Source organism: Chitinophaga sp. sic0106, from assembly GCF_019219075.1.
GTDB lineage: Bacteria > Bacteroidota > Bacteroidia > Chitinophagales > Chitinophagaceae > Chitinophaga.
In genome coordinates this window covers 1-26431 of record NZ_JAHUWJ010000009.1, presented here as the reverse complement: position 1 = coordinate 26431, position 26431 = coordinate 1, and the positions used below count along the sequence as shown (strand labels likewise).

Genomic DNA, 26431 nt, shown 5'->3' with positions numbered 1-26431 from the left:
ACCTTACGCATGAAACACCGTTCAATTTTATATATACTGCCCATCGTGCTGCTGACAACTTCCTGCAAAAAATGGCTGGAGGTGGAACCTGCCACACAGGTGCGCGAAACAGAGCAATTCAGCACTGCCCGTGGCTTCAAAGACGCGCTATATGGCGCTTACACAACGGCCGCACAACGTTCCCTCTACGGGGAGGAACTCACTTTCGGCGCCATGGAAATTATGTCACAGGGATATGATAATACCACGAAAGTAGACCATGCCAGGCTGCGCTATGCCACCTATGATTATACGAACATCGCCGTACAAAATACCATCAACACTGCCTGGAATCAAATGTACAGTGCCGTGGCGCAGCTAAACCTTATCCTGAAAAATGTGGATGCGCAAAAAACTGTTTTCAGCGGATCAGATTACAACCTGGTAAAAGGAGAAGCGCTGGGCATGCGTGCCATGCTGCATTTCGACCTGCTACGGCTCTTTGCTCCCGCACCTGCCAGCAAAGCAGATGCACACGGTATCCCGTATATGAAACTGTTTACCGTGCAGCCACAGGCCAAACAAACCGTACAGGAAGTAATTAAGAATTGCCTCGCGGATCTGAAAGAAGCAGAAACGCTGCTGAGCGTATATCCGCAGCAGGATAGTATTACCAGTCCGGCCGGCAGTACTACCGACAACTTCCTGAGCTACCGGCAAAATCATTTTAACTACTGGGCTGTGAAGGCATTGATTGCCAGGATTTCCCTGTACAACAATGATAAACCTACCGCCCTGAAATATGCACTGGAAGTGATCAACAGCAAAAATTTCCGGTTTATCACTACTCCTGAAGTGAATACCGCCGAGGCTACGCTCAACCGTACTGCTACCTTTGAACATATCTTCTCCCTATATGTATCAAACCTGAAAACCGCTACGGATCTGTATTTTAAGATGTCGCCCGGCCAAAATGCCAATACGAAATATACCATTTCGGATGTGCGCAGAAAAGAGGTATTTGAAATTACAAAAGGTAACAGCACAGATATACGTTATGCAACTACAGCCCTTTGGAATACCAGCAATGGCATTGTGTTTCCCAGCAAGCTATGGCAGGTAGATGAAACCGGAGAGAATTACAAAAAGCGCATTCCCCTGATCAAGCTATCAGAAATGTATTACATAGCAGCGGAAGCGGCGCCTACAGCGGCAGAAGGTGCAGGCTACCTCAACACCGTGATACGTGCACGCACTATTCCACAGCTGGCAACAAATATTGACCAGGCTACGCTTACCAATGAAATCTATAAGGAATACCGCAAGGACTTCCTTTGCGAAGGTCAGCTTTTCTTTTACTATAAGCGGTTAAACCAGAGCAAGATCACCGGGGCGCTCAACAGCAGCATCACGGATGCACAATATGTATGGCCGATGCCTAACCAGGAAATCGAATTTGGCAAGTAATCTAAATCACTGCACATGAAAACGAAATTATTACTGCTCATCGCCGCTGTGGTGCTGGTATTTACGCAAGCCTGTACCAAAGAAGACCGGCTGATGTACGACCAGGAACCCAGCGTATACTTTTATAAACAAATCGTGAATCCGGATAGTGTGAACTACAGCTTTGTGGTGAAGCCGGATTCCGTTACCCAGGACACCATCTGGCTGAACCTGCGCATCACCGGTAAGGCTGGCAATACCGACCGGAAAATAAATATTCAGCTGGACGACAGCAGCACTGCTACTGCCGGCAAACATTTCATGATGCCACAGGCGGTGATTGCTGCCGGCACCTACAGTGTACGCACGCCGGTGATTATACTCCGTAGTCCGGATGAAAAAGATTCCGTGTTCACCGCTTATTTCAGTATCGGTGATTCACCGGACCTGCAGAAAGGCTACAGTGATAAGCTGTCGTACAAAATCAGTGTAACCGATCAACTGGTGAAGCCCAGCGACTGGAACGGCATCACGGAGTTGTTTTACGGCAGTTATTCCAAAGTAAAGCATCAGTTTATGGTATCGCGTTTAGGTACTACGGCAGTAACGATGTCGACCGGCGCCCAGTTTTCCGAGCTGATGTCGATCCTCCAGAAAATGCGCGTAGACCTGCTGAAGTATGAAGCAATCAACGGTCCACTTATCGATGAAAACGGCACCAGGGTTACCTTTCCGGTGATATAAACTGCATAAAATTCAATTACATGAAAACTAACATCTCCCTGATATATACCCTGCTGCTGGCGATGATACTCACCGCCTGCGTGAAGGATAAGAGCAACGATGGTTTCCTGGATATCAATACCATCCTCATTTCCGACAGCACGGCGCCTAAATCGCTGCTACAGTTTGATACGTTAAAAATCAATCCGGCCATTGCGCAGCTGCATGGCAGTGGTGAATCGGACCTGGCATTTGAATGGAGCCTGCATCAGAATGATGTGACGGACCCTTATCCGATTTTTATACTCGACTCCACCAGGAACCTGCGTAAAAACATTGACGTGCGCCCCGGCATTTACAGGGTGGTGTATAAGGTGACCGTGAAAAGCACTGGTGTCACGTATTTCCACTTCTTTCCGCTCACTGTGATCAACCGTTTCAGCGAAGGATGGCTCACGCTGGAGGAAGAAAACGGCGGGGGCGACCTCTCCATCATACTGCCCACCGACACCGTGTTTCATCACATATTCAGCAGCATTAATCCGGAAGTAAATATCAGCAATCCTGTACAGGTGGACGTTTCCAACAGCTACGGCGTGAAAAAGCTCTACCTCTTCACCAAAAATAACGGCCTGGAACTGGACTACACCGAAATGGTAAAAGTATCCGATTACACTTCCTGGTTCTGGGAAACACCTGTCGCTTTCCAACCGCAATTGTATAAGCGTATCAGCGATGGTACCAGCTTCATCATTAACAATGGTTTGTTTAATGTGCGGGTAGAAGGTGGTTTTCCGGGAGATGTAAAGTATATGAATGCTTTGCCTTATCCGGACAATAAAGGAGACAACTATTTCCTGGCCCCTTTGGTAGCCGTTGGTCCGCAACCTTACACCGGTGGCAAATCCCCTTACACCGCTATTATTTTCGACACCCGCTCCAAAGGCTTTGTGTACCTCAGTGGCGCCTCGCTGGTAGCCTCCTTTGCCTCCTTTGGTGCGCCAGCAGCTGGCAGTGCGTTTGACATGCGCAACATTGGGATGGACATGGTGAGTATGGACGAGGGCAATGTCCGGTTTCAGCATAATGCCGTGTTTAAAGATGCCGGCGGGGAATACTACCTCTATCAGTTTGATGCCAACAGCAACAATGCATCGATGAGCAAGCAGCTGATTACCGATGATGCGCCGGAATTAAAAGGCGCTGCCAAAATTGTAAGCTCCAAAACGCTGCAGCAAATGTATTTCGTGAACAACGGAAATATTTACCTGTACGATATTCCTTCCGGCAAGGCGCGGGTGATATATACGCTGGCGGGAGGCGAAACGGTTACTTATCTGACCTGCACTACCAAATCATTGCTGGTGGCTACCTGGAACGGCACTGCCGGCAAGGTGTATAACCATAGTATCAGTCCCCTCGGTGATTTTGCAGCTACCAAATCCTTTACTGGTTTTGGGAAGATAGTAAGCATGGTCAATAAAATACCATAGTACATTTTAACTACATCAAAAACCAAATAACATGAAACGATTCATCCGACTAGCGGCAGTTACGACTGCCCTCACCGCCGGCAGCATGGCTGCCATTGCAGATAACGGTAAAGGTTATACGCTAAAAGGCAATATTGCTGGTTTGAACGGCGGTTACATCTACCTGAGTTATGGAGAAGGCAAAACTGATTCAGCCCTGGTGAAAAATGGCAGCTTTGTGCTAAAAGGGAAGCTGGAAGGTGCGACGGTGGGCTATTTGCGCCTGGCACCCAAAGGTTACGACAACTCCCGCGATATTTTCCTGGAGAACGGAGATTACACCATCAGCGGTAGCAAAGAAAAGCTGGCGGATACTAAAGTAACCGGTTCTCCTAACCAGGTATTGTATGATAAATGGGATGCCCAGTGGCAGGCATTGCGCATGCGGGCAAAAAAGGTATATGACTATTCCGGCGAAGCGGAACAGAAAAAGGATACGGTGGCCCAGCGGGATGCTGCCAAACAGATGAAAGCGCTGGACTATTCGCTGGACAGTACGGTGACGGCATTTATCACTGCTCATCCCAACAGCCCGGTATCAGCGATGGTGATTGTACATCGGTATATACAGTGGTCCTATCCGGAAAAGGCGCAGAAAAATTTCCCTTTGCTGGGACCTGTGGCGAAGAACAGCAGCTTTGGCAAGGAAATTAGCGCCAGCGTGCTTAAAACCGGTAAAACAGCCATTGGCGCTACACCTGCGCTGGCACTGGCGGATAGCACCGGTAAGCTGGTAAAGCTTTCTGATTTCAAGGGGAAGGTGGTAATGGTAGACTTCTGGGCCAGCTGGTGCGGCCCTTGCCGTAAAGAAAACCCTAACGTAGTAAAAGCCTACCAACGTTTCCACGACCAGGGATTTGAAATCATTGGCGTATCACTGGATACTGACAAGGCAGCCTGGATGAAGGCCGTAGCCAAGGATGGGCTAACGTGGACGCATATATCGGATTTGAAAGGCTGGAAGAGCTCTCCCGTGCTGGAGTTTGGTATCAGCAGTGTGCCTACCAGTTTTATTGTTGACAAAAATGGAAAGGTGATTGCGAAGGATTTGCGTGGGGAAGAGCTGGAAGCGAAGCTGGCGGAGATATTTAAATAAGTAATACTTATCCTTTGGTAATTGAAAATCCAGGGCTTGCAGGCCCTGGATTTTCAATTTTATAGAGAAGTTACCAATGCAGCAATCCTGTTGGAGATGCCCACTTCATTATCATACCAGGCCACTACTTTGGCGGTATTTCCAATCACCCGTGTGAGCTGACTATCTACAATGGAGGAATGTGTATTTCCGATGATATCGGCAGATACCAATGGCTCCGTTGTATAGTCCAATATCCCTTGCAGCTCGCCGTTGGCGTGCTGTTGCAGGAGTGCATTGATTTCATCCACGCTGGCGGTTTTGCGCAGGTTTACGGTAAGTTCGGCGATGGAGCCGTCGATCACCGGTACGCGGAAGGAGTGCCCGTCCAGGCGGCCTTTGAGATTAGGCAGTACTTCGCCGATGGCTTTGGCGGCGCCGGTGGTGGTGGGGATGATGGACTGTGCGGCGGCGCGGGCGCGGCGCAGGTCGCGGTGAGGGCCATCCTGCAGCATCTGGTCCATCGTATAGGCGTGTATGGTAGACATATACCCTGATTCGATGCCGTAGGCATTATCCAGCACATGCAGTACTGGTGCGATGCAGTTGGTGGTGCAGGAGGCGGTGGACAGGATAGTGTCTTCCGGTGTGATGATGTTATTGTTAACACCATCTACAATTGTTTTAACGCCACCGGATGCCGGTGCGGTGATCAGTACTTTTTTAGCGCCGGCGGTAAGGTGTGCGGCGGCCTGATCGCGGGCGGTAAAGCGGCCGGTAGACTCTATCACTACATATACATCCAATTCTTTCCAGGGGAGGTTTTCGGGATTTCTTTCGTTTACCAGTCGGATGGATTGCCCGTTAATCACGAGATTATTACCGTTGATGGTAACGGTGCCGGCGAACTTGCCGTGTGCGGAGTCGAATTTAAAGAGGTGAGCAAGGGTTTCGATATCGGCCAGATCGTTGATGGCTACTACTTCTGCTCCCGGTTGGGCAAGCAGGGCTCTCATGGTCATCCGTCCTATGCGTCCGAATCCATTGATGGCTATTTTCATAATATATCGTTTAAGTAATTAATCAATCTGTCGCTAAAACTGTTCGAAAAGTGCTGCGGTAGGTACCGGGCGACATATCCAGGTGCCTCAGGAAGGTGCGGCGCATGGATACGAGGCCTCCGAGGCCGCATTTCAGCGCTATTTCCTCCAGGGCGAGGCTGCTATTCTCCAGGTAGTTGCGGGCCAGTTCTACCCGTATCTTTTCGATGAATTTAGCGGGCGTGATGCCGGTTTCTTTGAGGAACACCCGGGCGAAGTTGCGGGCGCTCATATGTACCTGTGTGGCGAGGCGTTCTACGGCCAGGTCTTCAGCGATATGTTCCATGATCCAGGGGCGCAGTTGGAGCACCAGGTTGCTGTTGAGTTCATACTCCGGCAGCAGGCTGCCAAACTGTTTCTGGTTGCCGGGGCGTTTGAGGTGGATCACCAGTTTACGTGCAATTTGCAGGGCGAGGTCGCGTCCATAATCTTCTTCTACCATGGCCAGGGAGAGGTCGAGGCCGGAGGTTACGCCGCCGGCGGTATAGATGTTACCGTCTTTGATGAAGAAGGGTGTGGTGTCCACTTTCACGTCCGGGAAAGTTTGCTGGAAGTGATCATAGCGCTGCCAATGTGTGGTGGCAGATTTATTATGCAGCAGTCCCGCTTTTGCCAGCACATAAGTGGCTACACATACCCCGGCTACCCTGCGGATGGCGGGTGCTTTACGTTGCAGCCAGCGGTAAAAGCGGTCCGTATCCGGATCATGTTCCGGGAGGTTATGCCCGGTGATGATAAGGGTATCTATGGGTCTTTTAATATCCAGGAGAGATGTGGTGACCAGGAGGTCGGCACCGCTGTTCATGCGAATATGGTTGCCTGGCTGTGCGCTGGCTATCACGAGTTCGTACGATTGGAAATTAGGTCCTTGCTGCGCTTCCAGCATGGACTGCGCGAAGGAGAACACATCTGCGGGGCCTGCCATGGTGAGGAGGCGGCTGCCGGGGAGGACTACTAAAACGACTAATTTCCGGTGTGAGGTCATGGGCTGTTTCGTTTGATGTTTCAAATGTACAGCTTGGGCGGGTTGTCTGCAATGACAAAATTTATACAGTTTCCGCCAAATGATATGTTTCCCGTTGCTGATATCATCTCCCACAAAGTCAGACATCCCCGGGGCTGACTAAAAAGTAAAATGATGGCTTTAAGCCTCGCTTAAGCGATAACACCCCTATAAATCAGAGCTGACCGATATTTTATGGTCAGCTCCGGAATTATTCTCCGTAATCTTTTTTAAGCACACTCACCAGGTAGTTGACAGCCTCCGCGGCTGCATCCGTCTGACAATTGGCAAATACGATATAGCCGCGGTTAACTGCCGGGATTATGTGTACGGCGGTAAGGAAGTCGCCGGGATTACCGATGTTATGTGCTTCCTTATGTTGATTGGCATTGCGTTCCCAGAACCAGCCCATGGCGAAGGAGTCGTAGCCAAACAGCAGGTAGTTGGCGGTAATGATTGTAAGGATATTGGAATTCCCTTTGAAGGCCTTTAGTTGCAGTTGTAAAAACTTCGTATAGTCGGTGAGGGTAGTATTGATATTGCCTGCGGCCATGAGCCAGTTGAATTTATAATTATCTGATGGCGGCTCCGGTTGTCCGTTAGCGTTATGTCCCCAGGTTTGTGTATTGTCGGCATTGTTGGGGCTGCCGGTGCTGAAACGGGTATGCAGCAGCCTGTTAAGGTCGGCGAGATTTTCTTCATAGGTTTTGCCGCTGATGCGTTCCATGCACAGGCCAGCTACTATGTAGCCTGCATTGGTATAGAACAGCGGGCCTTCTGCGGTGCTGGGTGGCTGTTGCAGTAACCAGGTGGCGAACTGGCGGCGTTGTTCGGTGGCATTGCCTGTAAAATGGCTGCTATCCGGGTTGGTGGTGGTGTAGGTATATGCAGGCAGGGGTATGCGGAGGCTGAGGAGGTTTCCCAGGGAGATGTTGGTGTAGGCTGGGTTCATCTGCCCTTTAAGCTCCGGTAAAAGCTCGTGTAGTTCGGTTTGCCAGGAGATCCCTTTGGCTTGCAGGAGGTGGGCCATCATAAAAGCGGTGATGGCTTTGGTGTTGGAGCCGATGCGGAAGCGGTCGTTGGCGCGGGCTGGCATATTGGAGCCGGCTTTACGGGTGCCGGCATAGTACAACTCCATGATATCATTATCGGATATAACGGCGTAGCTCAATTCGGGGATGTTGGCGGCGGTACGGATACTGTCGGCCAGGTGTGCATGGCGTTGTGCAAATGCCGGTAGGAACGTTGCTATGGTGAGCAGCAGGATTGATGTCTTCATAAAAAACTAAAAGAGGGGCAATTTAGGAGAATAGTATAAGGATTTTCAGTTTTTCTTAGGCGGCTGCATCAAATCTTTAGTCCGGTACCTGATGGCATCGGGATGTACGTTTATTATTGCAACATTCCCTGGGGAAAGCGCTATTCGGCAAACCAACGGTGGACGAACCAAAGGTTTTACAGCGCAGCAGAAAGGATATTAAAAACACAAGCCACTTTTACCGGTTGGTACACTGCCAGCATGACTCCATTGCTGAAAATACGGGAACGTATAAACGTAAGCTGCCGGGTATCCTGGAGGTTATGGAGCAGGCGCCGGCCTTTGGTGAGGAGCACCGGGTAAATGAGCAGGCGGTATTCATCGATGAGGCCGAGGTTGGTAAAGCTTTGGATAAGTCCGGTACTGCCAACGATAGCGATGTTTTTACCGTGCTGGCGTTTGAGTGCATTTACTTCCTGGGCGATGTTGGAAGAGATGAGGCGGGTGTTATGCCAGGTAGCTGTGGTGAGGGTGGTGGAGAATACAATTTTGTGTGTGTTGTTCATGCGGGCTGCTTCCGGATTTTTATTGTACTGGTGGTGCCAGTAGGCAGCGAATTGCTGGTAGGTGTATCTGCCGAGCAAGAGCAGATCTGTATCTTCATATGACTGATAGATATACTCTCCCATTTCTTCATTGAAGTTATGCAGCTGCCAATCGGTTTCACCATTGGGGCCGGTAGTAAAACCATCGAGGGTTACAAATGCCAGTGCTACAACTTTTCGCATGAATAGAGAGTTAGTCGATACAAAAGTAAAGATGTTACAACTTGCAAATAGGTAGGATTTGCGACAATCCTGTGGGTTGATCCCGACAAAATATTTCACTAACTTTAGAGCATGAAACACGTATCCATTTTGATCCCTTTTGGTGCCAGCAGTTTATCTAATATAGAGGGAACCTGGCATATACTAACGGAAGTGAACACCATTCTCAAACGCATGGATCGCGATCCTATTTTTGATGTACACTTCGTTGGTATATCTGCGTTATCAACGCAGCGCAATGGTTTATTTACCATACAGCCTGACTTGCTGGTACGTCAGGTGAAGAAAACAGATATGATTTTCATTCCGGCGATGCACCAGGATCCGCAGGAAGCGTTGGTACGGAACCAGGCTTTTATACCATGGATTAAGGAGCAGTATAAGGATGGTGCGGAGGTGATTAGTTATTGTATTGGCGCCTTTTTCCTGGCGGGCACAGGATTGCTGGATGGCAGGCGTTGTGCGACACACTGGGCGTCGGTAGGTGATTTCAGGACGATGTATCCGGATGTGGATGTGGTGGATGAGCGTATTATGACGGAGGAGGAAGGCATTTATACCAGTGGGGGTGCTTATTCCTATTTAAATCTGTTGTTGTATTTGGTAGAGAAATATGCGGGCAGGGAGGTAGCGATTGTGGTGGCAAAAACATTCATGATTGATATTGACCGTGATAGTCAGTCGCCCTTTATTATGTTCCAGGGGCAAAAGGCGCATGCCGATGCACCGGTGAAACAGGCGCAGGAGTTTATAGAGCAAAATTTTTCTGACCGTGTAACGGTGGATCAGTTGGCGAATATGCTGGCGTTGGGTCGCCGTAGTTTGGAGCGCAGGTTTAAAAAAGCTACGAGCAATACGGTGACGGAGTATATTCAGCGGGTGAAGATAGAGGTAGCGAAAAAGAGTTTTGAGAGCAGCCGGAAGAATATCAGTGAGGTGATGTATGATGTGGGGTATGCAGATATCAAGGCTTTCCGGACTATATTCAGGAAGGTGACGGGGTTATCTCCTATTGAGTATCGTAATAAGTATAACAAGACTGCGGCGGCAGCGGCGGTATAATCATATTTGTTGGTGATTGGATGTTGATGTGTAGAGAATGGATAAGACAGAAAGTTGGTAATTATTTCCTAATGAACATTAAAGATTAAAAATAGCCCGCAGCGTTTTTACGCGCTACGGGCCGGAATAACCAAAGCTGGAGGAATCCAGCTCTTTCATATTTTAATTTGTTTGTTAACCCATCTTTTCCGTGTTGTAAAGCACGGATACATATTGCAGGGTGAACTGTATATGTAGAATGACTTTAAATTAGTAGTAATGAGGTGGGAAAGAATTCCCACCTTTTTCTTTGGCAAAAGTACGTGTTGGTGTACTTGTGGTTTGTAATTTAAGGGTTGTGACCTTAAAGTTAACGGAAACTATATGCAGAATAGAAAACGCTTAGGATAAATAGCAGGCTGTAGGATTAGCCTGCTATTATGGGTTGTGTTGACGTATGTGTATGTTAACCCTCAATACCGAATACGAAAACATCTTTAGGTCTATAGCATGTGGATGACTTCTTCCTCGGGAGTTGCTTTTTCACAATCAACTCGCCGAACTAATCTTACTGAAGGACGTCCTGGAATGACCGGTTATAGCGTAGAACTCCCGATTCAGAAGTACAGCGTTACGATGGCATTGACCTGTAATGGCTGAGCAACTGAAATTGGGGAGCTGGTGGGGTTTCCAGCATCCCCATTTTTCAGAATTGCAAATATATTGATTACCGTTGGGTGGTCCCTTGGGAGGGAGGCCCCTTGCGGGGCCTGGGGAACGCCTTAAGCCATATCTTATAAGGCGCTCACACAACACTGAAAGGGTAATTATCGACACAAAACAACGGGCGATAGAAATCACCCGTGAAATCTATGGAGAAAAAGATAGATGGGGATACAGTAGGATGAGCACCCCATTACCTTTCAGCAACTCATAGAAATATTGTCTGGCTGAGACAAATATTTTGATCCTGTGCAGGAAAGTTATTCAAAGAACTTTTTGTTTTCAGTTATGTAACGACACTAACCACAAAAAGGTACTATATAAAATCAGACTTTATTTATCCACATTTTTTGGGGAATGTGCATAACATCTGACTTACTATCGTTAACATCCAATCTATCAAAGAGCAATTTTATCAGCAGAAACAGTATTATCTATCTTTATAAAAAATGCTGTTTTCTGTGCTTTCAACTATATGACATCTAAAACCTGCAAATGGTACTCTGTTTTTTCCCACTTTTTTGAAATATTTATTTTCTTAATGTTTATCTGTCATATTATCAGGAAAATTTCAATTTACGGTATCAATTGGCGGACAGTGAATAATGAAGATATTTTCAGAAATATTGAAATCCATATCACATTCATTGTACAATTCCTGTTTGTGAAATTCCGTATCTACCCATTCACTCAGGTGTTTATCTGCCCAATTGCGCTTAGGGGCATTTTTAACTGCTTCCACGGTAGCTTCCTTAATAGCCAAAATCTCAAACAGCTCTTTCGGACATCTACCAGCTTCCACTTCTAAAAGCATTTCTATGAATTTGCGTTCGTTCAGGAAAATCTTTTTCATGTCTATGGTAATTTTTTTAGGATTTATAGAATGAATGGAAAAAAACAGATTGAATTAGTTAGGTTTCCTACATAAACGTAATTAACGACGGTTTGGATTTTTAAGTTTGAAAAAAAATTGTCCCGGGAAGAATCCAAAGACTTTGGTTATTTCGAAAAGCACAAAATACTCTCGAGGGGAAGCTTATTCTCGTCATCCCTCTTTTGGGGGTAATTCTCCACGATGAACCGATTAATGATCCACATGAAGCCGTCTAAAAGCAATTTCGTTTATGATAAAGGAATTTCTTGAGTTGTAATCGCCACACTTGCGCGCTCACTGGTTGATGATTCAAAACTATAACTCTTTTTAATTCCAGCCAAATTTATTTTGTGTTTTTTTATAATTATTTTTTAATCTCTTTGTAAAATCAATCTCCTCCTATCTCTCCGCAAAAAAATGATAATCTCCGTATCAGTACTCCTTTTAGAAGGGAGCCAGGAAGAGTCCCGGCTCCTTACCTTAAGTTACTGTACTTTATCTGACATCAGAGAAAGACAGATGTACAACACAATAGTTTAACTTTTATATAGCAGAACTCAACATTTCAGATTGTTGAACCGGGAAGAATCCCGGTCCTTGACACCAGGTGCCCCTCTCTTGTTAAGGACACCATTCGATGTAGAAAGAAGTAGTTTTCACTTCATTTCATTTTTAGCGGAAATCCATGATCAATGACTCTTTAGTTTCTTTGTGTGGAATCGACCGGCCAGGTGGGGAGCCCTCGTTGCATCTTATCGAGAACTTCGGCTAATTCCTTTAAGTCGGGACGCACAGCAATGGCTCTCTTTTGTAGTGCTATGGCTTCTGATCGTTCGCCTAGTTTATACAACAAATTCGCATATGTATCTAATGCAATTGCAGAATGATCTTTATACTCACAATTATATTTACTTACTTGCATAGCAAATTCCAGAATTACGGTGTCGGATATATTTTCGAATACAGTCCAACTCATATTATTAATATGATAATCACTGTGATCAAGTGCCACCTCAAAGTACTTTTTATAATATGTACCAAAATCCTTCCAATCCTTGCGATTTAGATTCTGGATCATGGCTGCCCCCCAGACATATTCCTTTTCTTGGTCACCATATATACGTGAAACTTCGGCGCCGATAGCCTCCCAATCAACATCTTCTTTTGATCCCATAACTGGCTTAATAAATCTATTTTGAATAACTTGTTTTTTCCATTTTTTATACCTTTTTTGTCCTATTACTTGCTGTACCTTAGCACTATCCTTTATTAAAATGGAGTACCCCATATTATTAGGCTCGATCGAGACAGTTGTAAGTAATAAAACATTATCATAATTATATGGATCTTTTATTAACTGAACAAAACTCGTGGTTAGATAATTAAGATTCAATGTATCCTTTTTTTTCAATGCCAATAAAATCATTCGACGTAATAATGAAGAATCTGACCGCCCACCTTGAATTTCTTTTAAATAATCGGTATACCGATCATCTGTATCCATTACATTAATCGGTTTAAAAGCCCTTGCTATCGACCCATCAATGGGAAGCTTCGTATTTACATGTGTTAAATGTGCATTGATGGAACGTAGTGTATCTAGAGGGATTTTAAGAATAGCCCTGTCATATGAAACTAATCCATTCTCCTCGGTTTCAACATCAAATGGCTGAGTATAAATGGCGGCACTTAATCCTCCCCTTTCTAAATTCTGAATAGAATCTATCATTTTACGATAAATACTCATAAATTGCAAAGGTGTTTTAGTGTCATACCCCCATGTTTGTAAATCATTCCAACTATGATTTGGCGCAGAAACTGTAATACCGCCAAATTCACCAATGACCTCCACTTTTCCATACCCACCTTTTACCGATCGAGGAAAAGGATATGTATGAATATCAGCAATATCACTTCCCGCCCATGGTACTTTTACATCTTTTCTAAGTTTATTACTTACATACAATAACTGACCTGAATGCCCGTTTACCAGGCGGGAAGTATCAAGTTTTTTTACTAATTCTGTTATTCTTTCCTGATCAAATTCCCCCCAACCTTCATTAAAAACGACCCAACATATAATTGACGGATGATCATTCAACTGCTTAATTGTTGCTTTTAATTCATTTTCAAATTGTCCTTTTGAGCCTTCGGGAAGGCCATGTGGAGGATTAACAAAGTCCTGCCACACAAGCATACCCAATTTATCAGCATAATAATACCATAACTGTGGCTCAATCTTTATATGTTTGCGTATAGTATTAAAGCCCATCGCCTTTATTGTGGCTATATCAAATTTCAGAGCATGAGCAGTCGGAGCTGTATATAGTCCATCTGGCCAAAAGCCTTGATCCAATACCCCTAAATTGAAAATGTATTTATTATTTAATTGAATTCTAGGAAACCCATTCCCATCCTTTGCAATAGAAATTTTACGCATACCAAAGTAACTAGCTACTTCATCTAACACTCTTCCCTTATGAATGAGCTGTACTTTGACATCATATAAAAATGGATCATTAGGTGACCATAATCTGGGTTGGTTTAAAATCAGCTTAATAGGAGTACCTGCAACACCTTTACCAATTGCCACCTGATGACCATTCTCCATAATGGTAACTCTAACGATTTCATCTAATTCTCTATTCCCTGCAATAGTTGGAGTAATAATAACTGCATTTTCATCAATATCAGTAATATAATCAACATTTTCTACTCGACTTTGGGATACTTTTTCTAACCACACAGTCTGCCAAATTCCAGAAGTGGGTGTATAGTAAATATTACCCGGATTCAAAACTTGCTTACCATGTGGGTTAATCCCCTTATCAGTTGGATCAACAACTGAAACAAGTATTGTATCGACCCCCCTTCTATGAATAAAATCAGTTATATCAAAACTAAACGAATCATATCCGCCTGTATGAGTTCCCACCGATTTTCCATTAATGAAAACTTCCGTATGCCAATCAACCGCGCCAAAGTGCAACAAACACCTTTCACCATGATTTAATATTAAAGAAGCTACTTCTCGAAAATACCAGAGCGTTTGTGCAGGAAGTAAGCTTTTCCTAACACCAGATAATTGTGACTCTAATGGAAATGGCACTACAATAGTATCTTCAAATTCTTGAAAGCTAATCATATTGGAATCGGATATCTGGTACTTCCAGGCCCCATTAAGATTTTGCCAATTAGATCTTACTAAAGTAGGCCGAGGATATTCATCCCACCAGTCCATCGCCCCACGAGCATAATTACTTGTTTGCATTTTTGCATTCGAAATACTCTTTTCAAGATCCAAGGTTTGCCCTATGGCAACAGCGAACTGCAAACAAGAATACAAGAGTATACAGAAACTTTTAAAGACTTGCATTAACAAATTATTTTAATTTTTAATAACCTGGGGTTTGTTCTATATTTGGATTGGCCTGTACTTCAGATTGAGCCAGAGGGAAAAAAGAAAAATACGGCTGCCAGGTGGTCCCTTTGTCTATAGATACGCTTGGCATAATTAGGTCAATTTTATTAAATCTTTTCAGATCTATAAACCTATTACCGAATTCCGTAAATAATTCCACTTGCCTTTCATGAAGAATTGTATCAATCAACTTATCTTGCGCAACTCCCATTACCTTCCCTAACCAAGCACGAGACCTTACCTGGTTTAAATCATTAAGCGACAAGTCAATTTTCCCTTGCCTGGCCCTAGCTTCTGAGCGATTTAAATAAACCTCTGAAAGTCGAAAAACAACCAAAGCTTCTGATGGACTACCAACGGAATTGGCAACCTTATACTTAAAAGCGTAGTTATAACTCCGCGCTGTACCGATCCAAGCCTGCTTTCTTCTATCATTCTTTTCAAAAGCTGCTACCAATCGTGGATTTAAAAATAATGGAGCAGACTCACTCGCCCCGGTTGTCGGTAGAATAAATTTATTTCCTTCTTCAGTAGCACCGTTACTAGATGTAACCTGCAACTGCCATATTGCCTCCTTGCTTGTTGTTAAGAAAACAGCATTCAATGAATCAAGTGAAAAAACTTGAGAATTTGAAATTACTCTATTAGCTTCTAACTCTGCATTTATCCAATCCTCTTGCAATAACAATACTTTTATCAGTAGCGCCGAAGCTGCATATGACGTCGGTCTAAACCTCGCATTGTTGACCGTTTTAAGTAGGGATGCATCTAAATAATTAAGACTTAGAGAATCCTTAGCTTTTGTCAAATCGGCCACTAAATATTTTAGTATCTCAGTACTGTTATTCCTTTTAACATGGGAATTAATAGTATAATCAATCCCATCAATCCAAGGTATATTCCCATAGAAATTCAGCAAATAATAGTAACAAAGTGACCTTACAAATAAGACCTCTCCTATTAACTGTTTTTTGATACCATCTGGTATATTTATACTATTGTTTATCCCAACCAGCAAGGCGTTACATCTATATATCCTTGCATACATAAGATTCCAATACTGCCCTCCATTTCCACCTTTTTGAGCTGACAGTGAATTAGTAAAAAAATCTTGATAAATGCGATTAACGTTGGGACTCGGAAATAACGATAACTCATCAGTATACAAACCAGCATATACATTAATAGTTCTTATATCTCCAACCGCCGAAAATGTGGCGCTCGACATTGCTGCATATAATCCAGTCACTGCAGAAATAGTTGTAGAAGTATATTCAAATACATTCTCCCCATTCGTACTGGTGACAGGTGGCGCTACCTCTACTAATTTCTCGCATGAAACAACACACATGTATGACAAAATGAATAAAATTAGCAACGAGCTTTTCATGTAGTTTTTTTTAATTAAAATCAAAGAGAGATACTTATACCAGCAACAATGGTCATAAGTGGCGGAAGGGTTACCGCTGTACCTGGATTCTCTGGATCCAGCCCCTTATATGGTGTTATTGTCAATAAATTCTGCCCTTGTACGTATACTCTTGCTTGATGAATATGAATCTTTTCAAGCCAATTTGTTGGCAATTTATAAGAAACATTAACATTTTTCAGACGCACAAATGAGGCATCATGATAAACCAAATCAGAGGTATACGCAGCAATAGTGGAATTATTCAACTGACTAGAGTTGGCTACTTTCTGAACATTTGTAATATCACCCTTTTTCTGCCATCGATTCATAATCGATTCTAATACATTTATCATATTTCCGGGAACACCACCTCCACCAGCTATTGCAAGATCCGCGTTTCGCTGTTTGGTATATTGAATAAAGAAATCAATTTGAAAGTTTCTATATGAAAATGTATTTTGAAATCCTCCATACATTGTTGGAGCAAAATTTACATATGTCAAATCGTCAATATTGGTTTTAGGATTGGAAGTTTTAGTACCATCCGCTGCATAAAATTCATATATCCCCGTTTCAGGATTAACTCCTGCATATCTAAAAATCCTGACAACTGTGATTGGCTCACCAATCTTATACTTAGCGGCATAACTAGAAGACTCAATATTTTCAAATCTTACCAATTTATTTCTGGGAATGGTTAGATTTATATTACTAGACCAGGAGAACTCCTCCCTCCTTATATTAATCGTACTAATAGTACCTTCAAATGAGCTATTTTGAATTAAACCTGGAAAATTTTGATTAATTGATGATGCACCAGTCGTGGCGGGCAAATCATAAGCAACAATTTGATTGCTCGATCTATTTCTTATATATCCCAAACTTGCTATCAACCTACTTTTCAAAACAGCCAGTTCTATTCCAATATCAAGTTTTCTAGTTTCTTCCCATTGTAAATAAGGATTCGGGATACCACTTGTGGCTATTGTCGTAATACCCTGATATGAAATTGGAGCACTTACAACGTTATACAAGTTGTAGAAAGAATAATTACCTATTTGATCATTTCCCGTAGTTCCGTATGATGCTCGCAACTTTAAAAAATTCACCAAATTCCCAATCCTCTTGAACCAACCTTCTTCTGATATTATCCACGCTCCACCTATACTTCCAAAGTCATGAAAACGGTTTGCCTTTCCAAACCTTGAACTACCATCTCGTCGAAAAGAAAGGTTTAAGATATACTTGTCGTCTAAATTATAGTTCAGTTTAGCGAATAGTGCGTTATACTTATAAGTTGAAATTTCATTTGTATTTATTGTAATACTACTAGCCTGCTTAATATCAAAAATGCTCAAATCTGAAGAAAAAATAGTCCCGTTAATTGCAAGTCCGCTTCTATTTTCTTGCTGGATACTCATACCTACAATTGCATCAAAATTTCCAACACCAAGTCTATCTGAGTATTGTATTTGTGGTTCTATATCCCAATTATTTATATTATATGAACCTTTTATCGCTGTTGTATTAAGTATTGTCCTAGTTTCAGGAGAAAATGATTGTTTGGTATTAAAACTGTAATCGTCAGTCTGCAAATTATTATAACCAAATAAAGTTTTAAACTGTAATCCATTCAGGAAGTTATAACTTAACATTAATGAGGAACCAAGATTCGTTGTATTGTTAAAATAACCTGTATATTTTTGTGCCAATGGATTTGTCCATGAACTATTTCCGTTTATATCAGGTTCCCAATTTAAAGATCCATCGTTGTTATACAAAGCAGGTGCATTAGGTGGGAGTCGATACGCAGACGCAGTATAATCGGTTCTTGACATTTTATTGCCATCAAACATATACCTTACATTTAAATCTACTTTAAACCTATTATCGGAACTATTTGAATTCAAACTTGCACTCATAGAAGCTTTACGATCGTGATCAAGACCATAAGCATTTTCAAATAGTGATCCCATATAACGATATGTACCAGAAATTCTATATCGAAGATTATCACTACCACCCGAAACTGAAGCTTCTAAAGTTGAAAAGGGAACATAGCTTCCAAGTAGCTCCTTCTGCCAATTCGTATATCGCAAAGAATCCCATCTTGTTAAATCCACAGCATAAGTAGGAGTACCTGGAATCGCGCTTGGCGTAAGTCCGTAATTTTTGAAAGCTTCCTTTCTTAACGTAATATAATCCGGTGTCCGTAACAAATTCGCAAATTTTACAAGCTTGGAGAATCCAGTATTTGCATTGAACTCTATAGCCATTTTACCAGATTTACCTTTTTTGGTTGTGATCAAAATGGCTCCATTCGCCGCACGACTCCCATAAATAGCAGTAGCATCTGCATCCTTTAGAATATCAATTCTCTCGATATCAGAAGGATTAATGAAACTCATAGGGTTCCCGTAAGTTGTAGTTGTTCCAACGGTACCGGATGACCCTAAAACTAAAGACTGAGGACTATTCATTAACTGTGAAGTATATGGCACTCCATCAATAACGTATAAAGGATCATTGCCTACTAGTGCACTTAAGCTAGTATTTCCCTGTATTGTAACCCTCACTCCCCCATTATTCACGCCGTTGCTGGGTGTAATCACTACACCAGGAACTTTTCCTTGTAATGCTAAAAGTGGATTTGATATAGGCTGGGCAGCAATTTCACTTGCTTTTACACTTCCACTGTTATTTGTATTAAATCTCTTTGTTGTTGACCCGTAAGCAAGCACAACTGCTTCATCGAGTTGATTTTCAGCAGTTTCCAAAATCACAAGCATCATTCTGGTAGTTGGAACATTCAACATTTGTGATTTATATCCAACATAACTAAAAACCAAAATAGCAGAACTACTTATTTTCTTAAAAAAAAAGTTGCCTTGGTTATCTGTTACTGTGCCCATTTTGGTCCCCTTTATACTCACACTAACACCGGCTAATAAATTGCCATGCAAATCTTGTATTCGCCCTTTTAGAAAGCTCGCACTACTTGTATCGCTACTCTCTAGCATAATTGGTATGGCCTTCCCCTGAGCACTTATAAATAAGAAGATACCCCATAGAAATGTGATATAAACTATTTTCATATACATATTCATCTTTATATCAATTAAGGATCAGAAGAATTAGGTAAGCAGCGAAAATATTACAGCTGATTTACAATTAAGTTAACTTCTCATTTGGGTTTTCGTACTCAAATATTAACAAATACATAACAAGTGAGGTCAAAAACATACTGGCTTTGAAATGCAATCGCAGTAGAGAATAATATTTTTACAATGGCACCAGTAATTCATCAATAAAAACAAGGTAAACCTAGCCGAAAACATTATAATTCTTATAGTATGAAAAAAGCGAAACTTACTTTAGTGGCAATGGGACTTTTAGGGATAGTTGTAGCAGCGGTTGGAAGCAAAGCTAAGGCTATCTCAACATTTTATGCACCCTCAATACATGGAGGGCCTTGTTATATTACCACATTATTATTTTTGACTACCACAGACTACACTTTAGGCGATGCATACGAAATTGCTCGTCAAGAGACTGTAGATTCATGTGTTGAATTTTGTGTAGGCTACGAATAAACGGAATACATAAGTCAAATTCCAAAACTAGCTTAGTTAAAAGAATAATACTCCACCCAAAATAGCAGCAAAAAAAACAGAATGGAGCATTTTAATAAAGACATTTCCTCTAATCCATCTATAAATTCATCAGATAGGCTTACTACAAATATTGAACTTAAAAAATTCATTGATGAAAACAACGTTCCAATTAAAGAGGAGCCACCATATCTGACTGTTGGTGAAAGAAAACATGAAAAAGGATGGATAATAGAATTCACCACGGTAATTTCACATATAGATAAAGTGATACCTAGTATCATATCCTACCTTTTAATGAACAACTTATGCTTTCAGATGCCCACTAGCGAGGAGAATTACCAGAAAATTCTCTTTGGTCATTTTGGTCCTGAGTTACAAAATAAACTAATATTAATCTACCCAACTTCGGAAAATGAAGCCATTGAAATTGTAAAGAACCTAACCTCATTAACAACATCTAATAGATTTCCACTAATTCGAGGGAGTTTTCATCTACTCCAGGGAATACACGTGAGGTATGATTACACAGACTGTGCTAGTTTTAACGGCGAAGATGGCAGGAAGAAACGTTATGCAAGGCTCAAAAATGGCAATTTGGTTCTCAACCCACTAACAAATCCTTATAGGCATACTAAAAAAGTTAGATGGATCTGGAATGAATACAAGCAATACAATTACTTAAAAAACTCAATGGTAATTGGTAAAAAAACCGTTGGTATTGAAATCCTGCGTGAGGACGCTAAAGGAAGAGTGCTAAAGGGGATCTTTTTCAAGAAATGGTATTTACCTACAACTTGTGTAATAAAAACTGGACGAAGAAATGAAATATTAAACTCATCTGGCCTAGACGCAGCCGACAACATAACATGGCAATATCATGTATTAAATATTCTAAAAAAATACAATATCACTTCCTCACCGTTAGATTTGGTTCATGACGAGATGGAAACATCCCTCGTAGTAGAAAAAATACATGGGATGAGCCTTGCTAGTTTTGTATTTAGGCTCCACACTATGGATGGTTGGAAAAGTATTTCCACAACTAAAAAACTTATAATTCTTGATATTGCCTTACAGATTATTAATATTATAAAATTAATACATGACAATAACATTATTCATAGAGATATTAATCCATCCAACTTCCTAATTTCTAATCAGAAGGCTGTGAAAATAATAGACTTCGGAATGAGTTACAAAGTTAATCCGGATAAACTCGGTCCTATTTATATTGGTATAACACCAGGTTACACAGATCCCCAGAGATCATTGCATCTTGGATATGTACCGGACATAGCAGAAGACATATATTCTATAGGAACATTATTAATATTCCTATTTACAGGAATAAACCCAGCATTACTTGACCTTGAGCAAGAAGACAATTTACGCATACAACTTCAAAAGCTCATTAATGACTCAGATGTTGTATGTATAATCGCCGAATGTGTATCAAATAATAAAATGGAAAGACCTCAACCAGAACAAATAATAAAAAATATAAATACATACAAAACCGAACTAATAGATTCACCATCACTAAATGCAACTAAGCAACCCATATTTCAAGATATAATAGCGAGAGGTATGCGGGCAATAAATTCTTCATTATATAGTAATTCATTGAAATTATGGTTATCATCAACAGCTGATGAATCGAGGGAACTACAATATGACGAGAGGCAAAGTATTATAACAAATTTATACAGCGGAATATCAGGAATTATTATCGCACAATTCTATGTAAGCTCAATATTAGGTGCCGACAAAATGATGTCGAACGATGCATTCCTACGCGAAAACATTGAATACCTACTAAGAGTATATATTGATTCCAAGGACCTACAACCAGGTCTTATGACTGGCACATATGGAATTGGAATGGCTTTAGCTCAAAGTATAAAGAATAATAAATTAAATGCATCCAACGAAATAAGGAAAGTGACAGAAAATATTTTACTGACACCAGTACGTGAATTAAATCTTTGGAGCGGATTAGCAGGCAAAGGGATATTCCTATTAAAAAGCTTTAACGAACTAAATATAACCGAATATAAAAGTCAGCTACAGGATATTAACAATATACTTAAAGACACTCAAAAATCCGACGGAAGTTGGATTTTTGAGGCTGCTTCAAGCAAATCAAATGAGTGTATCGCAACTGGGAATGCCGGCATTGTTCTATATCTCCTAATGCACAGAAAAGATATGCAGAGTTCTTCAATGGATATCCATATACACAGATGCTTAAAGAACATTATGAAAATGAAATCCGATAAGTGTGACAACTCTTATCTGTTTGGGAAAACCGGTATAGCCTATGTATTACTGCAAGCATACGATGCATTTAAAAAAGACGAATATAGGAATTTTGCTAAAACCATATTAAACAGCGTAGATATAAACAACATGAGGGAAATATTTGGCATCGCAACTGGCATTTGCGGAGTAGGTCACGTTTACCTCGATGCCTTTTATATATTAAATGATGATAGTTACTATTATAAAGCATTGTTAATAGCCAATTATCTTGAAATACTCAAAATTGAAAAACCTGAAGAATTAACATACTGGCACAACAATGTAAGTCGTTCTAAAACTCCTGATATGTTTCATGGGAATAGTGGGATCATTACCTTCCTTGCAAGACTTTCTTCAACTAGGAGTCAACACCCGGTTTTTGAAATAATGTGATGATTGTAAAAAAAGAAATCGTCACTGCATGTTCATAGCAGATACTATAGCTAACTTTAATAAGTTAACACCGATGCTGACAAAATAAAAATTCAAAATAAAGTATTAAGAAATCCGGATATACAATTTAGGTTATTGTTCTCTTCCTAAATTGCTATTATTATAAATGAGAACACTAACTACAATTTAGCTTTTTAATATAAAAGCACCATTATTATGAACAAAGCAAAATTCTTATTATCAGCTGTAGGTTTATTCGCAATCGTTGCTGGCGCATTGGCTTCTAAAGCTAAACAATTTGACAGAATCTTCGTTAAAACTTCTCCTGAAACCACAATTTGCTCTTTACCAGTAAATGCAACTTTAGACGGAGCTTCATTCCTGACTAATACTGCAGCTACTACAATTCAAAGCGCTCCTTGTGTTACTGTTCCAGTTTACGAAGGCCTGTAAGCATTTTTTATCTAATATCAAGAATTAGATAAGAATTTTAATAGGAAGAGGTTCTGATTGCTATATCGGAATCTCTTCCGCATTAATGTTCATATGGTTGCAGTCCATAAATAAAATACTATTTAACGTTCCAACAAAATAAAATTCAGCATTAACATATGCATAACATATAAATAACAATCCAGAATAATAATCAAGTATACATTTATTGGAATAAATATAATAAGTGAAATGACATTCAGCCATGACCAATTGAAAACATCTCGTATTTTGAGTTTCATATTAATCACTCTTGCCACAATAATACCTAGAGCTCAAGGGCAAGATAAACCGACAATTACACCTTCTGATTATGAAAATTGGCCTCAATTGCAAGTCAATTCTACTAAACTAAGCTATTCAGGTAAATACTATGCCTATCAAATAAACAATATACCTACACAACATACCTCAACCTGTGTCGAATCGATAGATAAAAAATGGAAAGTAACACTTTTGGATATAACAAAATTTGAGTTGGTTAAGCTAGGGCAACATGAATCTTTTATTGGTTTAAGAAACGACACCCTTATCATACTAAATTTAGGGAAAGACACACCCTCATACACAGCTAATATTAAAAATATCACTCTATCCAATTCAATAAATAGTGAAGAATACTCAATTCCAATTAGTAAATGGTTACTTGTTGAAAAAAAAAATAAGGAAATTGAGCTTATAAATTTAAAAAATGGAAAATCATTAGGAATCGACTCAATAGAGCAATATAGATTTATTCAAAATACGGAGGTACCAATATTAACAAGAAACCGAAACCTACTAAAAATTTCGGAATCATTTCGAATTGATACTATTTATCATTTTAATGATAAATCTGAAATATTAAGCCAAATAATTCATTCAGAGCTATCGAACCGAATGTACGCTTTAATTAGCCAAACACACAAACAAAACAATTCTTCAAAAATATTAGAAATCAATAAAAATCCAACTGAAATAATCACCAGCAAGAATATCCAAGGCAATATTGACTTTAATATATTACCACATAACTTGAGCTTATCACAGGACGATAGTTGCTTAATATTTTCTGTTTCAATAAAGAATAACATTGAAACTATTGATACTAAGAATGCGTCACTGGTAATTTGGAGCTATTTGGACGATCGAATGGCTCCTGTTATTCAAGCTAATAAAGAAAAACCTATTACACTTTTATACTCCTATAATCTTTATGATTCCACGATGTATGCCTTAGAAAATGACTCGATGGCTAATATTATGCGACCTAGAGACAAATGGTCCATAGTGGCATCAAGACCCGAGGTTGAAGATTTTGGTAGTACTGCAAGATATAACCACAAACCGATCCAAGCGATCTCTTTAAAAAGAAATGAGATAATTAATACAGATATAACATATGGAGACATAAAAGAGATCTCTCCATTATCAAAATATATTATCTATAACACTGACAGTACCCTTTCCTTATTTAACATACAAGCTAATCGCTATTTGACAATTCTAGATTTGCCCAAACCGCTTTCAGAGAAAACACAAGAACTCAACAATATACGTGTAGCTGGATGGTCCCCAGATAATGATACTCTATTCATCTACTACAACTATGACATCTACATGGCTGACTGTAAAGGATTATTCAAAACGAAAAACTTAACAAATGGATATGGATCAACCAACAAAACACAATTTTATTTTATATCGAATTTTATTGACAAAACTATAAACTTACAAAGTATAAAATACTTAATGGCAATTGATAAGAAATCAATGGAGCATGGATTTTATTCTTTTAATGCTAATAATATTAATACGCTAACTAAGCTCGAATCAGGTCCGTATTATTACGTTCGAACATTGCAATCAAGTATTCTAGGTGTAGCACCTATCAGAATACCGTTAAAGGCAAGAGGGGCAGATATGTATATTATCACACGATCCGCTATTAACGAGGCACCAAATCTTTATTGTACTAAGGACTTCAAAAAAATCCGTAATCTTACCAAGCTAAATCCACAATCGCATGTCAATTGGATGCAAAATGAACTTATAAGCTATACTCTGCCCAATGGCCTCAAAAGTTACGGGGTACTTTATAAACCAGAAAATTTTGATTCTACCCAAAAGTACCCAATTCTAATTTGTTCATATGAAGATGTAACTCATACAATGAATGGATATATTACTCCTCAAGCACTTACCGGAAATTGTATGCCTAATATTGCTGTCTATGTAAGCAACGGTTATATGGTATTTGCACCAGACATTTATCGGCCAAAAGGCAACACTTTTATGGGAGCGACACAGACAATTGCGTCAGGAATAAACACATTATCACACAGAAATTATGCAGATATGGATCATATTGGCATAGCTGGTTGCAGCTTTAGTGGCATCACAACGGAATTTATGATTACGCAACTACACATGTTTAAAGCTGCTGTCGTAGCCTCTGGCTGGGCAAATCCCATAAGCGGATATAATTCCATGCATAGACTTGGATCGAACAATGGTGTTTTCATGGGTGCACAACCAAATTTTGGTCAATCCTTATATGAAAATCCTAATCTCTATATAAATAATACAGCAATATTGAAAGCCGATAAGATTCAAACTCCACTGCTTTTAATGCATACAACAAACGATGACAGGTGCCCATTTGAAGATGCAGTTCAATTCTATATAGCATTAAGAAATCTAAACAAGAAAATATGGTTTCTCGAGTATCAACAAGGATCGCATGTATTAACTGGAAATGGGGTTCCAGACTTTAGCCAAAGAATGTTCGAGTTCTATAATCACTATCTAAAAGGATATCCGGCACCAAGGTGGATGACAGAAAAAACCGTTGACAAGTGGAAAAATATTAGGAACGATTTAAAACTGCACATAATAAAGAATCAAGCTCAGATTAAACTATAGCTGACGTTGATTTGGGTTTTAAGCCTATGATTGCACCTAAAATGGAAGGGATTGCACAGGGTCTGGAAGAAGTAATTATCTCCTTTTACGCAAAAGGAATGAGTATATCCGACATTACGGAGCAAATCCGGGAGGTATATAAATTTGATAGTATCTCATAAACCGTGTAAATCATAAAATCGGGGGTTTGGCTTAGTCATGGTCGGAAGAAATTCCGACCATTTCTTTATGTTTTGAAGTAAATATCAGGATTTCCGCCACATAAGACAACGATTTGAGCAATTGCCAGATCCCTGACTTCCATAGCCATGCGC

Annotated in this window: 17 protein-coding genes; 9 read left to right on the top strand and 8 right to left on the bottom strand. The window is 40.7% G+C overall.

Annotation, left to right across the window (positions count from 1 at the left end; genetic code table 11):
• Positions 1 to 9 precede the first annotated feature (9 nt).
• The 4 genes from KW844_RS14955 to KW844_RS14940 are packed head-to-tail and all read left to right on the top strand — an operon-like array spanning position 10 to position 4776.
• Entirely contained in the window at positions 10 to 1446 is a 1437-nt protein-coding gene (locus KW844_RS14955; protein ID WP_218377594.1) for a RagB/SusD family nutrient uptake outer membrane protein, read from the top strand.
• Between the two features lie 15 nt (positions 1447 to 1461).
• Positions 1462 to 2169 carry a DUF4843 domain-containing protein gene (locus tag KW844_RS14950; protein WP_218377593.1) on the top strand — a complete coding sequence of 236 codons (708 nt, stop codon included), beginning with the start codon at positions 1462 to 1464 and terminating at the stop codon, positions 2167 to 2169.
• Between the two features lie 20 nt (positions 2170 to 2189).
• On the top strand, positions 2190 to 3641 hold the full coding sequence (locus KW844_RS14945) for a PKD-like family lipoprotein (protein ID WP_218377592.1): 1452 nt from the start codon (positions 2190 to 2192) through the stop codon (positions 3639 to 3641).
• A gap of 31 nt (positions 3642 to 3672) precedes the next feature.
• Positions 3673 to 4776, top strand: coding sequence for a TlpA disulfide reductase family protein (locus KW844_RS14940; protein ID WP_218377591.1), 1104 nt, complete (start codon positions 3673 to 3675; stop codon positions 4774 to 4776).
• 59 nt (positions 4777 to 4835) lie between these two features.
• On the opposite strand, the gene gap is transcribed toward KW844_RS14940, so the two are convergent.
• From gap to KW844_RS14920, 4 genes are all read right to left on the bottom strand, one after another.
• On the bottom strand, positions 4836 to 5816 hold the full coding sequence (gene gap, locus KW844_RS14935; protein ID WP_218377590.1) for a type I glyceraldehyde-3-phosphate dehydrogenase: 981 nt from the start codon (positions 5814 to 5816) through the stop codon (positions 4836 to 4838).
• A 22-nt stretch (positions 5817 to 5838) separates the two neighbouring features.
• Positions 5839 to 6864, bottom strand: coding sequence for a GlxA family transcriptional regulator (locus KW844_RS14930; protein WP_218377589.1), 1026 nt, complete (start codon positions 6862 to 6864; stop codon positions 5839 to 5841).
• A 205-nt stretch (positions 6865 to 7069) separates the two neighbouring features.
• Positions 7070 to 8137, bottom strand: coding sequence for a serine hydrolase (locus tag KW844_RS14925; protein WP_218377588.1), 1068 nt, complete (start codon positions 8135 to 8137; stop codon positions 7070 to 7072).
• Positions 8138 to 8313: 176 nt separating this feature from the next.
• Complete coding sequence (locus tag KW844_RS14920; RefSeq protein ID WP_218377587.1) at positions 8314 to 8904, bottom strand: dihydrofolate reductase family protein; 591 nt, start codon at positions 8902 to 8904, stop codon at positions 8314 to 8316.
• A gap of 111 nt (positions 8905 to 9015) precedes the next feature.
• On the opposite strand from KW844_RS14920, the gene KW844_RS14915 reads away from it, so the two are divergent.
• On the top strand, positions 9016 to 10005 hold the full coding sequence (locus KW844_RS14915) for a GlxA family transcriptional regulator (RefSeq protein ID WP_218377586.1): 990 nt from the start codon (positions 9016 to 9018) through the stop codon (positions 10003 to 10005).
• Positions 10006 to 11278: 1273 nt separating this feature from the next.
• Here KW844_RS14915 and KW844_RS14910 read toward each other — a convergent pair.
• From KW844_RS14910 to KW844_RS14895, 4 genes are all read right to left on the bottom strand, one after another.
• Positions 11279 to 11560: a hypothetical protein gene (locus tag KW844_RS14910; protein WP_218377585.1), complete on the bottom strand. Its 282-nt coding sequence runs from the start codon at positions 11558 to 11560 to the stop codon at positions 11279 to 11281.
• A gap of 721 nt (positions 11561 to 12281) precedes the next feature.
• The gene (locus KW844_RS14905; RefSeq protein ID WP_218377584.1) at positions 12282 to 14957 is read right to left on the bottom strand and encodes a glycoside hydrolase family 2 protein; all 2676 of its coding nucleotides are present in this window, start codon (positions 14955 to 14957) and stop codon (positions 12282 to 12284) included.
• Positions 14958 to 14976: 19 nt separating this feature from the next.
• Positions 14977 to 16392: a RagB/SusD family nutrient uptake outer membrane protein gene (locus tag KW844_RS14900; RefSeq protein ID WP_218377583.1), complete on the bottom strand. Its 1416-nt coding sequence runs from the start codon at positions 16390 to 16392 to the stop codon at positions 14977 to 14979.
• 20 nt (positions 16393 to 16412) lie between these two features.
• The gene (locus KW844_RS14895) at positions 16413 to 19508 is read right to left on the bottom strand and encodes a SusC/RagA family TonB-linked outer membrane protein (RefSeq protein WP_218377582.1); all 3096 of its coding nucleotides are present in this window, start codon (positions 19506 to 19508) and stop codon (positions 16413 to 16415) included.
• 258 nt (positions 19509 to 19766) lie between these two features.
• On the opposite strand from KW844_RS14895, the gene KW844_RS14890 reads away from it, so the two are divergent.
• From KW844_RS14890 to KW844_RS14875, 4 genes are all read left to right on the top strand, one after another.
• On the top strand, positions 19767 to 20006 hold the full coding sequence (locus tag KW844_RS14890; protein WP_218377581.1) for a hypothetical protein: 240 nt from the start codon (positions 19767 to 19769) through the stop codon (positions 20004 to 20006).
• 81 nt (positions 20007 to 20087) lie between these two features.
• A complete protein-coding gene (locus KW844_RS14885) occupies positions 20088 to 22721 on the top strand; it encodes a lanthionine synthetase LanC family protein (protein WP_218377580.1) in 2634 nt (877 codons plus the stop codon).
• A gap of 216 nt (positions 22722 to 22937) precedes the next feature.
• Positions 22938 to 23174, top strand: a complete 237-nt coding sequence (locus KW844_RS14880) for a hypothetical protein (protein WP_218377579.1) — start codon at positions 22938 to 22940, stop codon at positions 23172 to 23174.
• A 231-nt stretch (positions 23175 to 23405) separates the two neighbouring features.
• Entirely contained in the window at positions 23406 to 26117 is a 2712-nt protein-coding gene (locus KW844_RS14875; RefSeq protein ID WP_218377578.1) for a S9 family peptidase, read from the top strand.
• Positions 26118 to 26431 lie beyond the last annotated feature (314 nt).

What these genes read in the sequence shown, in the direction of transcription:
- KW844_RS14910 (WP_218377585.1), bottom strand. Translation starts at nt 11,560, where the DNA reads ATGAAAAAGATTTTCCTGAACGAACGCAAATTCATAGAAATGCTTTTA.
- KW844_RS14945 (WP_218377592.1), top strand. Translation starts at nt 2,190, where the DNA reads ATGAAAACTAACATCTCCCTGATATATACCCTGCTGCTGGCGATGATA.
- gap (WP_218377590.1), bottom strand. Translation starts at nt 5,816, where the DNA reads ATGAAAATAGCCATCAATGGATTCGGACGCATAGGACGGATGACCATG.
- KW844_RS14895 (WP_218377582.1), bottom strand. Translation starts at nt 19,508, where the DNA reads ATGAAAATAGTTTATATCACATTTCTATGGGGTATCTTCTTATTTATA.
- KW844_RS14950 (WP_218377593.1), top strand. Translation starts at nt 1,462, where the DNA reads ATGAAAACGAAATTATTACTGCTCATCGCCGCTGTGGTGCTGGTATTT.
- KW844_RS14905 (WP_218377584.1), bottom strand. Translation starts at nt 14,957, where the DNA reads ATGCAAGTCTTTAAAAGTTTCTGTATACTCTTGTATTCTTGTTTGCAG.
- KW844_RS14955 (WP_218377594.1), top strand. Translation starts at nt 10, where the DNA reads ATGAAACACCGTTCAATTTTATATATACTGCCCATCGTGCTGCTGACA.
- KW844_RS14885 (WP_218377580.1), top strand. Translation starts at nt 20,088, where the DNA reads ATGGAGCATTTTAATAAAGACATTTCCTCTAATCCATCTATAAATTCA.
- KW844_RS14925 (WP_218377588.1), bottom strand. Translation starts at nt 8,137, where the DNA reads ATGAAGACATCAATCCTGCTGCTCACCATAGCAACGTTCCTACCGGCA.
- KW844_RS14920 (WP_218377587.1), bottom strand. Translation starts at nt 8,904, where the DNA reads ATGCGAAAAGTTGTAGCACTGGCATTTGTAACCCTCGATGGTTTTACT.
- KW844_RS14900 (WP_218377583.1), bottom strand. Translation starts at nt 16,392, where the DNA reads ATGAAAAGCTCGTTGCTAATTTTATTCATTTTGTCATACATGTGTGTT.
- KW844_RS14880 (WP_218377579.1), top strand. Translation starts at nt 22,938, where the DNA reads ATGAACAAAGCAAAATTCTTATTATCAGCTGTAGGTTTATTCGCAATC.
- KW844_RS14875 (WP_218377578.1), top strand. Translation starts at nt 23,406, where the DNA reads ATGACATTCAGCCATGACCAATTGAAAACATCTCGTATTTTGAGTTTC.
- KW844_RS14890 (WP_218377581.1), top strand. Translation starts at nt 19,767, where the DNA reads ATGAAAAAAGCGAAACTTACTTTAGTGGCAATGGGACTTTTAGGGATA.
- KW844_RS14915 (WP_218377586.1), top strand. Translation starts at nt 9,016, where the DNA reads ATGAAACACGTATCCATTTTGATCCCTTTTGGTGCCAGCAGTTTATCT.
- KW844_RS14940 (WP_218377591.1), top strand. Translation starts at nt 3,673, where the DNA reads ATGAAACGATTCATCCGACTAGCGGCAGTTACGACTGCCCTCACCGCC.